The following is a 13,880-nucleotide window of genomic DNA, read 5'->3' as shown; positions in this document are numbered from 1 at the left end:
TGGACAAACCTCAAAAAGATTTAAGGTTACTGCCACTCTCTATACCTTTAGTACAGACGCAAATATAAGTTATCAAAGATAAAACTTCTTACTTCAATTTCCCATTATAACACATCTGATCTCAAAGTTCGATGATTTTTCCGGTTTCAAGATAGACAACCCACTCACAAATATTACGAGCGTAATCCCCTATTCTCTCCAAGTACATCAAGACCTGGAAGTATTCCTTAGCGGCAAAGGCTGCATTAGGATTTTCACGAATCGCTTCTACTGTCATGTTTTGTGTCTCAACAAATAATTCATCAATAATCTCATCGTGGGCAGCCACTTCGTAAGCTCCAGCTTCGTCCGATTTAATGTAAACATTCAAAGCCTCCTCTACCATATCACGGACAGCACGCCCCATTTTATTGATAGATTCTTCAACTTCACGAATACGCTCCTCACCCTTCATACGAATGGTTGCTTTAGCAATGGCCGAAGCGTGGTCTCCCATACGTTCGACATCACTAGAGGCCTTGAGAACTGTAATAACCGTGCGTAAATCAATTGAAACAGGTTGCTGCAAAGCAATGATTTCAAGAGACTTTTGTTCTAACTTGGTCTCATAATTATTGACAATATCGTCAGAATCGATAACTTCTTTGGCAAGTTCACGGTCATGACTGATGAAAGCACGAACAGTTTTACTGATCTGGGCGCTGACTTCAGTTCCCATGGCATAAAATTGATTATGTAATTTATCTAATTCTTCTTCAAATTGTGTACGTAACATAAGATTTTCTTTCCTGTCTATTGGGAAGGCTTTTAACTAGCCAAATTTACCACTAATATAGTCTTCTGTTTCTTCATGGGCAGGATTGAGGAACATCTCTTTGGTAGAATTATACTCAATCAAATCACCATTGAGAAAGAAACCTGTCTTATCTGAAATCCGAGAAGCCTGCTGCATCGAACGGGTTACGATAAGCATTGTGTATTCATCTTTTAGGCTATAGAGAGTTTCCTCGATTTTCCCAGATGAAATAGGATCAAGAGCCGAAGTTGGCTCATCCATCAAGATAATTTTAGGACTGGTCGCTAAAACCCTAGCTATACAAACACGCTGCTGCTGACCACCAGATAGGCCGAGAGCTGAATCATGCAAACGATCCTTAACCTCATCCCAGATAGAGGCTCCAATCAAAGATGTTTCTACCGCTTCATCCAGAATAGCCTTGTCCTTGACCCCTTTGATACGCAAGCCATAAGTGACATTTTCATAAATTGTCATTGGAAAAGGATTAGGCTGTTGAAAGACCATACCGATTTCTTTACGAAGTTCGACAGTGTCTGTACGTGGTCCATAGATATTGTGACCATTATAGGTGATAGCTCCCGTCAAAGTCACTTCTGGATTGAGGTCACCCATACGATTTATAGCCCGCAACAGCGTTGACTTTCCAGAACCCGATGGACCAATCAGAGTTGTAATTTCATTGGGTAAGAAATCCATCGTGATATTATTAAGGGCCTTTTTCTTATTGTAATAAACCGACAGATCTTTAACCTGCAAGATTGGTTCTGTCATAAGATTCCTTTCTATCCGAATCGTCCTGAGACATAATCGCTAGTCGACTCACATTGCGCATTTTGGAAAATTTTAGCTGTCTTGTCATATTCAATCAAGTCCCCCAGATAAAAGAAGGCGGTGTAATCGCTGACACGAGCAGCCTGCTGCATATTGTGTGTAACAATAATAATTGAATAATTCTCTTTCAATTCCGTCATGGTATCTTCCAACTGCATAGTTGCAATAGGATCGAGAGCCGAAGCGGGTTCATCCATCAGTAGAATTTCAGGCTTCACTGAAATAGCTCGCGCGATACAGAGTCGCTGTTGTTGTCCTCCAGAGAGTGTGAAGGCTGATTTATGAAGGTCATCTTTCACTTGATCCCAGAGAGCAGCCTGCTTAAGGGAAGTTTCCACAATTTCATCGAGAATTTGCTTGTCCTTAACACCAGAGCGCTCATGGGCAAAAGTAATATTTTTATAAATGGACTTAGCAAATGGATTAGGGCGTTGAAAGACCATACCGATGTGCTTACGCATTTCATAAACATTGATTTCCGACCGATTAATATCAATTCCTTCGTAGATAATTTTACCAGTTACTCTAGCGATATCAATGGTATCATTCATTCGATTCAAACTGCGTAAAAATGTTGATTTACCACAACCAGACGGACCGATGAAGGCAGTGATTTTATTTTTTTCAAACTGCATATCAATCCCCTTGATGGCCTCATTTTGACCGTAATAAACATGCAAATCTTTTGTTTCCAGAGCCAATTCTCTATCGGGAAAGGTCATGATATGGCGTTCATTCCAATTATATTCAGTCATATCTTTCTCCTCTTATTTTGCAGATGTCAATCTAGCATGTAATTTCTTACCCAGATAGCGGGCAGATAGGTTGAAAATCAAGATAAAAATCAGGAGTACGGCAGCACTACCAGTTGATACCTTGGCAGCATCTGGAATTGTCCCTTCGCTATTAACCTTCCAAATATGAACAGCCAAAGTTTCCGATTGACGGAAAATCGAAATCGGGCTCGTGATGCTGAGTGGATTCCAGTTCCCCCAATCTAAGGCTGGAGCAGACTGGCCAGCAGTGTAGATGAGAGCTGCTGCTTCACCAAAAATCCGACCAGACGCTAAGACAACACCTGTTACGATACTTGGAATAGCTTCTGGTATAACAACATGAAGGATTGTTTCCCAGCGTGAAATACCTAAAGCCAAACCTGCTTCACGTTGTGTATGATGAACATTGCGCAGACTATCTTCAACTGTCCGCGTCATCTGCGGAAGATTAAAGACAGTTAGGGCTAGGGCACCAGAAATGATAGAAAAGCCATACTGGAATTGCACAACGAAAATCAGGTAACCAAATAGCCCCACTACAACAGAAGGCAGTGATGATAAAATCTCAATACAGGTCCGAATAAAATCGGTCAAACGTCCCTTTTTAGCATATTCAGAGAGGTAGATACCTGCTCCCATAGATAAAGGAACAGAGATAATCAGCGTAATCACCAATAAAAACAGCGAATTATAAAGCTGAATACCGATACCGCCACCGGCTTGATAGGATGATGATTTCCCTGTCAGAAAGTGCCAGCTGACATGTGGTAGACCACTGATTAAAATATAGAGAATCAAGGCTGCTAATACTGCTACGATAATACTAGCAATAGCATAGAGGACGGCCGTCATTAGCTTGTCAATTTTTTTAGCGTTCATAGTTTACTTTTTTCTCCCTAGTGATGAATCTCATCAGCATATTGAAGGCTAAACTCATAATCAAGAGCACCAAGGCCAATGACCAGAGGACGTTGTTTTGCACAGTTCCCATGACAGTATTTCCAATTCCCATTGTAAGAACAGATGTCAGAGTTGAGGCAGGTGTCAAGAGAGAAGTTGGCATAACAGCTGAGTTACCGACAACCATCTGGATGGCTAAAGCCTCACCAAAGGCACGTGCCATACCAAAGACAACCGCCGTAAAAATACCTGGTTTAGCGGTATGCAAGGTCACCTTCCATATTGTTTGCCACCGAGTAGCTCCCATAGCTAGACTAGCCTCACGATAATGCCGCGGAACCGAACGTAGACTATCTGTCGTCATAAAAGTAACAGTCGGTAAAATCATAACAAAGAGAACAAAAACTCCTGATAGAATACCAAATCCCGTACCACCAAACAGGGTACGAACAAAAGGTACGACAACCTGCAGACCGATGAAACCATAAACAACGGATGGAATCCCCGTCAAAAGCTCAATGGTCGGCTGCAATAATTTAGCCCCTCTTTTAGGTGAAATTTCCGTCATAAAAATTGCAGCTCCAATAGCAAAAGGGGTTGCAATTAAGGCTGACAAGATAGTAACGATGAAGGAACCAGCAATCATTGGCAGAGCTCCCATAATATATTGCCCATGGGAATCTTTAACCGAGGGTTGCCATTTAGTTCCAAACAAAAAATCGAAAACATTAACGCCATTAACAAAGAAAGTTGATAACCCTTTTTGAGCGACAAAAATTAAAATCATGGCCACAATAAGGGCAATTAGCGCTAAACAGAGAAAGGTGATTGTCCGCCCAAATTTTTCCAGACGCGAATTTTTAGATGGCGAGGTTAGTTGCTCTGCCAAATTCTGTTTTTTCATGGAAACTCCTTATTTTGCTCTCACATTACCTTCAGCGTCTTTAGTGACTTTCATATCGTTAATGGAAATATAACCCATATCTTTAACGACACCTTTTTGCACTTCATCGCTAAGAACATAGTCTAAAAATTCTTTAGTCAGGCCCTTAGCCTCACCTTTAGTATACATGTGTTCATAGGACCAAAGAACCCAATTATTAGTTGTTACATTAGCCGCAGTTGGCTCATAACCATTGATTTTAATCGTAGAAACAGAATTATCAATATAAGGAAAAGCGAGGTAGGAAATGGCACCTGGGGTTTGCGAAACGATTGAACGTACCATACCATTTGAATCCTGCTCTTGACTCTGCTTACTGGACTTACCATCCATAATGACACTATCAAAGGTAGAACGCGAACCTGAACCGGCTGCACGATTGATGATAGTGATTTCCATATCATCACCGCCTAACTGTTTCCAGTTGGTATATTCGCCAGTAAAAATCTTTCTAAGTTGCTCAATCGTGAGATTCTCCTGGCTAACTTTTTTATTAACAATCACAGCAATGCCTACAGCCGCCACCTGATGGTCCTTTAATTTGCTAGCATCAATTCCACTTTTTTCTTCAGCAAAAACATCGCTATTTCCAATTTGGACCGCACCCGACTGCACCTGAGACAGACCTGTGCCAGATCCGCCCCCTTGGACATTAATGGTCTTGCCTTTGTTTTTTTCAGAGAAACTATCGGAAGCTCCCTCAACAAGAGGCTGCAAGGCAGTTGATCCGACACTGGTAATGTTTTCACCCTTGTCAATCCAACTTGCACAGGCAGATAGACACAAGAGAGCCGCTCCTATAATCACTAAGAGAGACCAGCGATTTTTATTCCATTTTTTCATATTAGAATCCTGTTTTTAAATTTCAAAATTGAGTTGATAAAACTATCCTTGGAAGTATCAAACTTCCACTTCTAATAATAACACATTACTGCTATTTTGGATATATAAGGTTTTTTATTGTAATAGAACTGTTACATCTTCAAAAACGTAAACCTTTTGGGAAAAAATTCTTGATTGTTGAACCAACAATCTTTGCGAATCCAACACCATTGCCATCTACTAAAAGCTGATACCAACCGTTGAGATAGGTCACATTTAAAGCAAGGGGATTACCAGAAACATAGCTACGAAATTGCTGGTCTGTTAAGGCAACAGATCGCTTCACCTGATCGCTAGTCAGAGCTAAACCGAGGGCAAAAGAAGGCTCAAAGCGCTTCTTCTTAAAGGTCCCTAGATGCAAGCCATTGCGGGCAATTCTAAGTTTAGATACATCCGGTAATTCTGCAGGTAGACAATAGAGTTCATCACCGAAGGTCTGTAGGGTACCACTTGGCTCTGTTATCAAGTTGTCCTTAGAAAAATCTTGCCAGAGGCGTTTTTGTTCTTGACTAAGTCTACTCGTCGCAGACTTTATTTTATTTCTCTTAGCTGAGAGTTGACGTCCATCTTGCAGATGAGCTATGAATTGTCCCTCGCCTTTAAAGAGATGAGGGTACATCCTAGCCACTTCTGGTATTCCGATACCATCAACCATTCCATTGATTTTGCGGATAGGGATCAAGTCCAAGGTATCATATGTTTCTAAGAGCCAAGACACCACCATTTCGTTTTCTTCTGGCGACCAAGTACAGGTTGAGTAGACCAGACGACCACCCGGTACCAGCATTTTCATCGCTTCAACTAAAATTTCTCGCTGGAGACTAGCACATTCAGCGGGGTAATTCTTGTGCCAGTACCGACTAGCATCGGGATCCTTACGAAACATACCTTCACCTGAACAAGGAGCATCAAGAACAATTAAATCGAAATAATCTCGAAAAGTCTTGGCTAGACGTTGAGGAGATTCATTGGTAACAAGTACATTTTGAGCTCCGAAGCGTTCCACATTCTCCACTAAAATCTTACTGCGTTTTTTAGAAATTTCATTACTGACTAGCAAGCCTGTATTGCCAAGATAGCTAAGCAAGTGAGTTGTTTTCCCGCCAGGTGCTGCCGCTAAATCCAAGACTCTCATTCCCTTTTGTGGCGCTGCTATCTGAGCAACCATCTGAGCAGCCGGTTCTTGTGAATAGACTAGCCCTGTAACATGGTCTGCTGATTTCCCTGAAATCTTACCATAATGTCCCCACGGGACTCGAGGGATAGATTCCGGAAAAACTTTTTGCGCTTTCTTTAGAGGATTAGTCCGAAAGGCAGATACTGGCTCTTGTTCAAAACTTGCTAGAAATTCCTGAGCTTGAGCTCCTAAAATTTCTTGGTATTTCTCAATAAAATCTTTAGGTAGAGTCATATCCTTATTATATCAAAAAAGAGCCGAGGTTTATAGCCTCTAACCCTTTTTAATATCTCTTTTAATTAACGCTTCTTCTGCTCTTGGAATAAACATAACGGCTTGCCGACTCTCGTAATCCAAGGGTTCACCTGTCATGGTCAAGAGCTCATAGCCCAGTTTTTGTCCCATGATACTAGCCGCTGCATAATCCCAAGGAGAAATGGCTGAAAAATAAGCCAGCAGCTGCCCTTCCAGAACCCGTGACATACTGATACCAGCACTTCCCAGAACACGGACCCCCAATACTTTACTAGCAAAATCGGCTAATCCTAGATAATTACTGGCATACATGCGACCGTTGGCACCGATTAGCTGACGATTCAATGGCCTAGACTGATAAGGAGATAGGGTTCGACCGTTACAGGATACTTCAAACTCTCCCCCTCCACTGTATAATTTATCGCACACGACATCATAGATAAGACCAAATTGGCCAACCCCATCCTCGTAATAAGCGATCATAATGGCAAAATCACGTCCTTGAGCAACAAAATTAACTGTTCCATCAATAGGGTCTAAGACCCAAACGTGACCATCTTTTAAATCGGCGTAGAGCTCGCTTTCTTCTCCCAGAATATTATCATCAGGATAAGCCTTTTGAATAGCCTCAACCATAAAATCCTGAGAATCCTTATCAATATTGGTCACCAAATCATCAAACTGACTCTTTTGTTCAATTTGAAGATCTTCTGTCATCCGTTGGCGAACATAAACAGCTGCCTGTCGAATCAAGTCTTGAGCAAATTTAAATTTAGCTTCCAAGAAAAATCCATCCTTTCCCTTTTTCTTTTGCTGCCTGAACAGCTCGATAGATTGAATAACCACTGCTAGCTTCAAACTCTCGATCTATTTGCTTCTCCTGCATTTTACTGGGAACAACCCTTTTAAATGCTTGATAGTTTTGCAAGAGGTTAGTCGCCTCACTCCTGCTTTCATAAGCAGCCTCAACCTGATTCAAAAAAGAAAGCACTGCTGCAATATCATCAGTGCTCCAGGAAGGATCAAGCGGATAGGAATAATTCTTAGTCATCAGCATTCCCTTCTAGTTCTGCTCTAATTGTTGCCTGGCGCAATTCCTGTTGGCGATAATCACGTGGCAAAAAGGCACGAATTTCATCTTCATTAAAACCAATTTGCATACGTTTTTTATCTAAAATAATTGGACGGCGAAGCAGGCTAGGATTTTTGGCGATTAAGTCAATAAGGGCCGAAATGGATAATTCCTCAACATCTATATCTAGTTTTTGAAAAACCTTCGAACGAGTAGAGATGATATCTTCTGTCCCATTCTCTGTCAGAGTTAATATAGCCAACAGTTCCTTTTGGGATAGAGGGCTGGTAATAATATTGTGTTCTTGAAAAGCTACCTCATGGTTGGTCAGCCAAGCTCGGGCTTTACGACAACTAGTGCAGCTAGGCGATAAAAATAGTGTGATCATAAAGTCAAACCTTAAACCCCTTTCATGCTGAACATTATACCAAAAAAATATAAAATTACTAGCTCTATTTTGGTGTCACTACCAACTTTTAGCAAGTTTCTGATCTGTGTAAAGCTGTTGGACCAGCTCATCAATACCTTTAAATTTAATCATAGGACGAATTTTATCCAACCAGATGAGTTCAAGTTTTTCCCCGTAAATATCACCATCAAAATTAAAAATATTAGCCTCTAGCCTCAGCTCTCTGCCACCAAAGGTTACATTCTTACCAATGCTGGTCATAGCGCGGTAGCGCTGCCCCTTAACCAACACATCTGTCACATAAACACCATCAGCTGGCAGGAAAGTTCTATCTATCGGTGCTAGATTAGCTGTTGGAAAACCAATTGTTCGACCGCGGGCATCACCGTGAACAACAAGACCCCGAGTTGAAAACTCATAGCCTAAAAGCTGATTAGCTTGGGCAACTTCACCTTTTGCAATCAGCTGACGAATACGGGTCGAAGAAATTTTTTCGCCATCTTGCTTAACTGCATCTACCGTAACAACCTGCCCCTTGAAATTTCTCGATAAATAATCAGCATCGGTCCGATTATGACCAAACTTATAGTCGAAGCCGACAACAATTGCTTGGGCACGCAAGTTTTTAATATATGTTTTGATAAAATCATCCGAACTGACTTGGGAAAAGTCGCTGGTAAAATTAGTCAAGTATAAGTAATCAACGCCGTATTCTTCAAATTTGCTATAACGCTTTTCGGGATAGGTCAGGTGATTGAGAAGATCAGGTTCAAAACGAGAGAATGCTAATTTGGGGGATTCAAAAAAACTTAAAGCAGCCACCTTTAACTGTTCTTTTTCTGCTATTTTTTTAGCCTGTTCAAACAAAACCTTATGTCCCTTATGCAAAGCATCAAAATAGCCCAAAACGAGGACTGTATCCTCTTTTTGATAAATATCGCTATGATTTTTTATTGTGATGATTTCCATGCTTACCTCAAACTAGTAGCTTTCGTGGCTTATAGAACCGCTTGCGCTTCTCTAATATAGCTAGTGCTCTCCCATCATAAAAGGCGGCGAGTAACTCTTCTTGACGATCCAGCTCAATAAAACGGCCGAAAGAAATTTCTCTTTTATCAGTTTCTGATAAATCTACCCTTGGTAAGTCTCGTATACCATATTCTATCGGTAGTAAAAAAGAATAATCTTCCCCAGCCACTTTATCTGTAATCTCTGCTAAAGTCAGCGCTTGATCTAGCCGCAAACCTGCTGAAACTGTCCGCTTGAGAGCAGACATATGGCTAGCATAGCCGAGACTAGCTCCCAAATCAACAGCCAGCGTACGAACATAAGTCCCCTTACTACAGGAAACTCTAAAATCAAAACGACAAGTATCATCCTCAAACTTCAAAGGTGAAGTTCTGACAAATTCGCTAATCACAACCTGGCGTCGGGGACGCTCAACAGTCTCACCAGAACGTGCATAGTCATAAAGCTTACGACCATTGACCTTAACAGCAGAGTACATGGGAGGAATTTGTATGATAACTCCCAGAAAATGGGTCAGAGCTTGATCAACTTCTTGCGCTGTTAATGTTGCTGCTACTGGTGTCATTTTCAAAACAGCTCCGCTAGCATCTTCAGTGGCCGTGGAAAAACCGAGTGTAATTTCACCTTCATAGACTTTACCAGCCTCCGTCATATATTCAATGACCCTAGTCGCCTTGCCAACTGCAATCGGTAGAACACCAGTAACATCTGGGTCCAGCGTACCACCATGTCCAATTTTCTTTTCTTGTAAAATTTTTCTTAGTTTGAAAACTGCATCATGACTGGTCATCCCAGCCTCTTTCTTCAAATTGATAATACCGTTCATCATGTTGCTATTATACCTTTTTTAAAGCATAAAATAAAGCTGCTGATTATCTGATATGAGGGTTTGTCTTACCAGATCACTCTCTTGATTTCCCTCTCCACTTGTTGCTCCTCTTCTTTATCAAATGTTTGACAATGAGGGACTCACTCCTTTTCCACCTTGACGATAGCAGATCTTCCTTGTGTTTATAAATGAATATTAAACTGGCCCAGCAAACGCAGTTGATATTAAACCTTGAATAATATTCGCCTGATATTATTCACTCTTTAGTTTAACATAATTCGCTAAAATTCAACGAATCCTCAAAAGAGCGGTACACAAGGCTAGATTTTCCTGCTTGAAAACATACACAGCATGCCCAGAATGTTCTGTATCTCACCCTCAACACCTTTTACTAGTTGTACGCCCAAGGGTATTTAACATCACAGAATTGCCCAAGAGTTAAATCAAGGTCTTCTGGACTTCTTGAATAGGTTACACTAAACTAGACAGAAATTATAGTAAGCTGCAAGAGTTGCGCTGGTATGGGCAAAGTCAGTTTTACCATAGAACTGATCCAATAATTCTTGTAATCGTTTTCGATCAGTAGTGACATTTATTTTGTAAGCCTCTTCAAGTTCTTGTAGTCGTTCTTCATCAGAATAGCCAATAATAGCTTATAAAGCCGTTTCATATCACTTTGATGTCAGCTCCTCTAAATCATCATTTGAAGTAGTTCGAACTTCCCTGACCTCTACTTTCCCCCAGTGTTCAATATTTGGTGAAAAGCGACTGTGATAGACAGAAGACCAGTCCTTTAAAATCTTGTGCAGATTTTTGTCACCGTAATGGTAGATCTTTACTTCAGAAATTCCCTCCTTTTTCAGTATGCTACCAATCTCAGAGGACTGCTCACCTGTGTATAGAATCTCATCACGCTGAGACACATAAATATAATATGATTTAGACAGAACTTTTGTTGTAACATTATAGTAGTAGTCAACACCAATTTCATGGTGACCATCTAAAACCCAATTTGTAGAAAATCTAACAATACCATCATCATATAAAGTATCAGGGGGGTAATAAAAATCAATATCCAGATACTGTCTATCTTTCTCTAACGAAGACTTATCATAACGATAATCAGAATTAGCAGCTTCAATAGGAATAGCTCCCTCATCACCACGACCTCTGTAATAAGCTTTAACATCTTTTACATAATTAAAATGAGTCCCCCCAAGATGGAAAACTCGAGTCGCAAAAGAAGTCTCGTCATAGTACATCTCATCAAAAATATTGGTACTTTTCTGGCGGGTCTGATAGTTTAAGACAAATAGCGTAACTAAATAAGACAAAAACAAAATGGATAAACTAACTAATAGTATCTTATAAGGTCGTTTCATATCACTTTGATGTCAGCTCCTCTAAATCATCATTTGATGTTGTTTTAACTTCCTTGACTTCTACTTTTCCCCATCCCCTAGTATTTGGTGAAAAGTAGCTGTGGTAGGAGGCAACCCATTTTTTTAAGAAGTATTTTTCCAAAATAGAGTCCCCATAACTATAGATATCCGTTTTAGAAATATTATTTTCTTTTAGTGTATTGACTATTTCAGAAGCATTAGCTGCTGTATATAAAATATCATCTTTTTTTACAATATAAAAAGACTTAGACAAGACTTTAGTTTTGACATTATAGTAGTAGTCAATACCGATTTTATAACGATCATCTAAAATCCAATTTGTGGAGAATTGAACTATTCCATTCTTGTACATCGTATCTGGTGGATAATAAAATGCCATACGGACAGCAGTTTGTTGATTTGGTTTCAAATAATGTTTTTGGTAGGTATATTTAACATTAGGAATTAAAGGTAATACAGGTACTTTTGAATTAAGTTTCCCGCGATAATCGGTACTGATACCATCAATTTTATTTAGACGCGGTTCCCATAAGGTAAAAAATTTCGTCGAAGAAAGAGAAACATCATAATACATTTCATCAAAAATATTTTGACTTTTGTCATGAATTTTACGCTGATGAGTATAATAATGCACTGAGAAAATCATAGATAGAATAAACAATATACTGCCAATGCCTAATAAAATTTTAAATTCCTTACGCATATCATTTACCATCCGCTATTAAGTCATCACTCTTCTCTTCAAGACTGTCAATAAAGTCTTTGAACAAGGGATTTTCCCCCGCCTGAAAGGTATAGACTTCATACTCTGACTCAAGAATTTTCATACCTTTGTCATAATCACCATCGCCAATATTGGTCACAAACTGTTCAGCACGATAACTATCGTCAGATTCTACTTTGTCAAAATAGGTATTCATAGAAGTGACAAGATTTTTGCCTCCTTTTAATTGATTATAGAGGTTCACCGCATCTAGATCTGCATGATAGTCCCCATTGTTCATCGAAATATCCCCTGAAATCGTTAAATCGCCGTAGTATCCCGCATATCTATTTTGTTCACCATCAAAGAGTAGATTTTTCTTATAGTAAGCATATACAGTTGCATGGGGGATCATTCCTCTTTAGCACTTTCCCACGTATTAACAACCTTCACCTTGCCCCAGTGAGATGGACTATAGTGACTGTTATAAATAGAACACCAATCTTTCAATACTTTTTCCCTTAAAATGTTGTCACTATAGGAATAAACATCTGCTAAGTGTAAGTGATTAGCACTTAATGTTTGAAGAACCGTCGATTTCTTTTCTGAATAACCATCCCGCCAATAATTTTGAACAACCTGTCTCTTAAGAATCTTTTTGTTGGGAGAATAGCCATATAAAACATCAATCGTATTCCCATCTTTCATTTGATAGCCAATATTGATGGTTAAATAGCCATTCTTATATAAAGATTTTGGTGGGACGAAAAAGGCCAATTGAATTGAAGAGGTTGGTTTGGATAGGTTTTGATAGTTCTCGACAAAATTAGCAGCTTCAACAGCTTCAATTCCCTCTGAATTTTTTGCCCTTTTGATTGTTACTACATCTTTTTTGGTTCCCAGACGAGTTTGTCCAAACCTGGAAAAATTTACAAAAGGTGAGGTTTCAGTATAATATATCTCATCAAAAATATTGGTACTTTTCTGGCGGGTCTGATAGTTTAAGACAGCTAAGGCAATAAAACCAATAAAAAGCAAAATCAGCAGAAAACTTAGTAGTATCTTATAACGCCGTTTCATATCATTATTCTCTTGACATAGGTATCATTCTTCTTCCGCATTTTTCCATGTGTTCACAACCTTCACTTTTCCCCAATGAGATGGGCTATAGTGACTGTCATAAACAGAACACCAATCTTTTAATACTTTTTCTTTCAATATCTTATCACCATATTTAGATGCCCTTTCTAGGGTCCAACCATTTGCTTTTAAAGTTTTAGAAACAACTGTAGGATTTTCTGAGTAATTTCGATAATTCTTGCCTCTAAAATTTATCATTACCTTTTGAGATAGAACTTTCGTATTTATATCATAGTTATAAGCAATATCTAGCGTATCACCATGACTTAAATTTTGGCTCATAAAAATATACAGCTGATCTTCTTCTCCTTTATAAAAGGTATAAATTTCCAAAGTACGCAATTTTTTGAGGTTATTGGAGTAATAACTATGTTTCTTATAGACAGAACCTGGAAAAATTGGTCTACCGATACTATCTGTTCCTCCCGCAGAAGATGTTAACCCATCAACTTTTGAAAAACCAATTCGTCCCAAATGGGAAATTTCTAATGTTTTAGAGGATTCAACAAAATATATCTCATCAAAAATATTGGCACTTTTTTGACGGGTCTGATAGTTTAAGACATATAAGGCAATAAAACCAGTTAAAAGCAAGATGGATAAACTAACTAATACTCGTGGTGCTAGTTGATTTTCAACGACAATAAAAAGCCCAAAAGGACTATACTGTAAGTGACAAAACAAACAGGAGGTAGTCCTAATGAGCCACTTACAGTATACCGCTAAATCCCA

Annotated in this window: 17 protein-coding genes; all 17 read right to left on the bottom strand. The window is 39.3% G+C overall.

Translation table 11 applies throughout. The features are described 5' to 3' along the window. Positions 1–121: 121 nt before the first annotated feature. Positions 122–775 carry a phosphate signaling complex protein PhoU gene (gene phoU / locus ACFOSE_RS08265; RefSeq protein ID WP_380432361.1) on the bottom strand — a complete coding sequence of 218 codons (654 nt, stop codon included), beginning with the start codon at positions 773–775 and terminating at the stop codon, positions 122–124. Positions 776–811: 36 nt separating this feature from the next. Beyond that, positions 812–1,570: a phosphate ABC transporter ATP-binding protein PstB gene (gene pstB, locus ACFOSE_RS08260; RefSeq protein ID WP_380432360.1), complete on the bottom strand. Its 759-nt coding sequence runs from the start codon at positions 1,568–1,570 to the stop codon at positions 812–814. An 11-nt stretch (positions 1,571–1,581) separates the two neighbouring features. After that, the gene (pstB, locus tag ACFOSE_RS08255) at positions 1,582–2,385 is read right to left on the bottom strand and encodes a phosphate ABC transporter ATP-binding protein PstB (RefSeq protein WP_380432358.1); all 804 of its coding nucleotides are present in this window, start codon (positions 2,383–2,385) and stop codon (positions 1,582–1,584) included. A 12-nt stretch (positions 2,386–2,397) separates the two neighbouring features. After that, positions 2,398–3,285, bottom strand: coding sequence for a phosphate ABC transporter permease PstA (gene pstA, locus ACFOSE_RS08250; RefSeq protein ID WP_380432357.1), 888 nt, complete (start codon positions 3,283–3,285; stop codon positions 2,398–2,400). Further along, a complete protein-coding gene (gene pstC, locus ACFOSE_RS08245) occupies positions 3,275–4,210 on the bottom strand; it encodes a phosphate ABC transporter permease subunit PstC (protein WP_380432355.1) in 936 nt (311 codons plus the stop codon). Before pstC ends, pstA begins: the two co-directional genes overlap by 11 nt. A 9-nt stretch (positions 4,211–4,219) precedes the next feature. Further along, positions 4,220–5,092 (bottom strand): phosphate ABC transporter substrate-binding protein PstS family protein, encoded by an 873-nt coding sequence (locus ACFOSE_RS08240; RefSeq protein WP_380432354.1) that lies wholly within the window; start codon positions 5,090–5,092, stop codon positions 4,220–4,222. Between the two features lie 139 nt (positions 5,093–5,231). Next, positions 5,232–6,542 (bottom strand): RsmF rRNA methyltransferase first C-terminal domain-containing protein, encoded by a 1,311-nt coding sequence (locus ACFOSE_RS08235; RefSeq protein ID WP_380432353.1) that lies wholly within the window; start codon positions 6,540–6,542, stop codon positions 5,232–5,234. Between the two features lie 39 nt (positions 6,543–6,581). Further along, a complete protein-coding gene (locus ACFOSE_RS08230; RefSeq protein ID WP_380432351.1) occupies positions 6,582–7,346 on the bottom strand; it encodes an inositol monophosphatase family protein in 765 nt (254 codons plus the stop codon). Then, positions 7,336–7,614 (bottom strand): UPF0223 family protein, encoded by a 279-nt coding sequence (locus ACFOSE_RS08225; RefSeq protein WP_380432350.1) that lies wholly within the window; start codon positions 7,612–7,614, stop codon positions 7,336–7,338. Before ACFOSE_RS08225 ends, ACFOSE_RS08230 begins: the two co-directional genes overlap by 11 nt. After that, entirely contained in the window at positions 7,607–8,023 is a 417-nt protein-coding gene (locus tag ACFOSE_RS08220; RefSeq protein ID WP_380432348.1) for a Spx/MgsR family RNA polymerase-binding regulatory protein, read from the bottom strand. The genes ACFOSE_RS08225 and ACFOSE_RS08220 overlap by 8 nt, the downstream gene beginning before the upstream one ends. A gap of 78 nt (positions 8,024–8,101) precedes the next feature. Then, complete coding sequence (locus ACFOSE_RS08215; protein ID WP_380432346.1) at positions 8,102–9,013, bottom strand: bifunctional riboflavin kinase/FAD synthetase; 912 nt, start codon at positions 9,011–9,013, stop codon at positions 8,102–8,104. Positions 9,014–9,020: 7 nt separating this feature from the next. Then, positions 9,021–9,902, bottom strand: a complete 882-nt coding sequence (gene truB, locus ACFOSE_RS08210; RefSeq protein ID WP_380432345.1) for a tRNA pseudouridine(55) synthase TruB — start codon at positions 9,900–9,902, stop codon at positions 9,021–9,023. Positions 9,903–10,573: 671 nt separating this feature from the next. Further along, complete coding sequence (locus ACFOSE_RS08205; protein ID WP_380432344.1) at positions 10,574–11,284, bottom strand: TipC family immunity protein; 711 nt, start codon at positions 11,282–11,284, stop codon at positions 10,574–10,576. A 1-nt stretch (position 11,285) separates the two neighbouring features. Then, on the bottom strand, positions 11,286–12,008 hold the full coding sequence (locus ACFOSE_RS08200) for a TipC family immunity protein (RefSeq protein ID WP_380432343.1): 723 nt from the start codon (positions 12,006–12,008) through the stop codon (positions 11,286–11,288). Position 12,009: 1 nt separating this feature from the next. Then, the gene (locus ACFOSE_RS08195) at positions 12,010–12,423 is read right to left on the bottom strand and encodes a hypothetical protein (protein ID WP_380432341.1); all 414 of its coding nucleotides are present in this window, start codon (positions 12,421–12,423) and stop codon (positions 12,010–12,012) included. Continuing rightward, a complete protein-coding gene (locus tag ACFOSE_RS08190; protein WP_380432340.1) occupies positions 12,420–13,088 on the bottom strand; it encodes a TipC family immunity protein in 669 nt (222 codons plus the stop codon). Before ACFOSE_RS08190 ends, ACFOSE_RS08195 begins: the two co-directional genes overlap by 4 nt. Positions 13,089–13,112: 24 nt before the next feature. Next, the coding region (locus ACFOSE_RS08185) for a TipC family immunity protein (RefSeq protein ID WP_380432338.1) at positions 13,113–13,880 on the bottom strand (768 nt) is incomplete at its 5' end.

Source organism: Streptococcus dentapri (assembly GCF_042649885.1).
Taxonomy (GTDB): Bacteria; Bacillota; Bacilli; order Lactobacillales; family Streptococcaceae; genus Streptococcus; species Streptococcus dentapri.
This window is presented reverse-complemented; position numbering and strand designations above follow the sequence as displayed.

Coding starts and splice junctions, on each gene's coding strand:
- phoU (WP_380432361.1), bottom strand. CDS start 775: ATGTTACGTACACAATTTGAAGAAGAATTAGATAAATTACATAATCAA.
- pstB (WP_380432360.1), bottom strand. CDS start 1,570: ATGACAGAACCAATCTTGCAGGTTAAAGATCTGTCGGTTTATTACAAT.
- pstB (WP_380432358.1), bottom strand. CDS start 2,385: ATGACTGAATATAATTGGAATGAACGCCATATCATGACCTTTCCCGAT.
- pstA (WP_380432357.1), bottom strand. CDS start 3,285: ATGAACGCTAAAAAAATTGACAAGCTAATGACGGCCGTCCTCTATGCT.
- pstC (WP_380432355.1), bottom strand. CDS start 4,210: ATGAAAAAACAGAATTTGGCAGAGCAACTAACCTCGCCATCTAAAAAT.
- ACFOSE_RS08240 (WP_380432354.1), bottom strand. CDS start 5,092: ATGAAAAAATGGAATAAAAATCGCTGGTCTCTCTTAGTGATTATAGGA.
- ACFOSE_RS08235 (WP_380432353.1), bottom strand. CDS start 6,542: ATGACTCTACCTAAAGATTTTATTGAGAAATACCAAGAAATTTTAGGA.
- ACFOSE_RS08225 (WP_380432350.1), bottom strand. CDS start 7,614: ATGACTAAGAATTATTCCTATCCGCTTGATCCTTCCTGGAGCACTGAT.
- ACFOSE_RS08220 (WP_380432348.1), bottom strand. CDS start 8,023: ATGATCACACTATTTTTATCGCCTAGCTGCACTAGTTGTCGTAAAGCC.
- ACFOSE_RS08215 (WP_380432346.1), bottom strand. CDS start 9,013: ATGGAAATCATCACAATAAAAAATCATAGCGATATTTATCAAAAAGAG.
- truB (WP_380432345.1), bottom strand. CDS start 9,902: ATGATGAACGGTATTATCAATTTGAAGAAAGAGGCTGGGATGACCAGT.
- ACFOSE_RS08205 (WP_380432344.1), bottom strand. CDS start 11,284: ATGAAACGACCTTATAAGATACTATTAGTTAGTTTATCCATTTTGTTT.
- ACFOSE_RS08200 (WP_380432343.1), bottom strand. CDS start 12,008: ATGCGTAAGGAATTTAAAATTTTATTAGGCATTGGCAGTATATTGTTT.
- ACFOSE_RS08195 (WP_380432341.1), bottom strand. CDS start 12,423: ATGATCCCCCATGCAACTGTATATGCTTACTATAAGAAAAATCTACTC.
- ACFOSE_RS08190 (WP_380432340.1), bottom strand. CDS start 13,088: ATGAAACGGCGTTATAAGATACTACTAAGTTTTCTGCTGATTTTGCTT.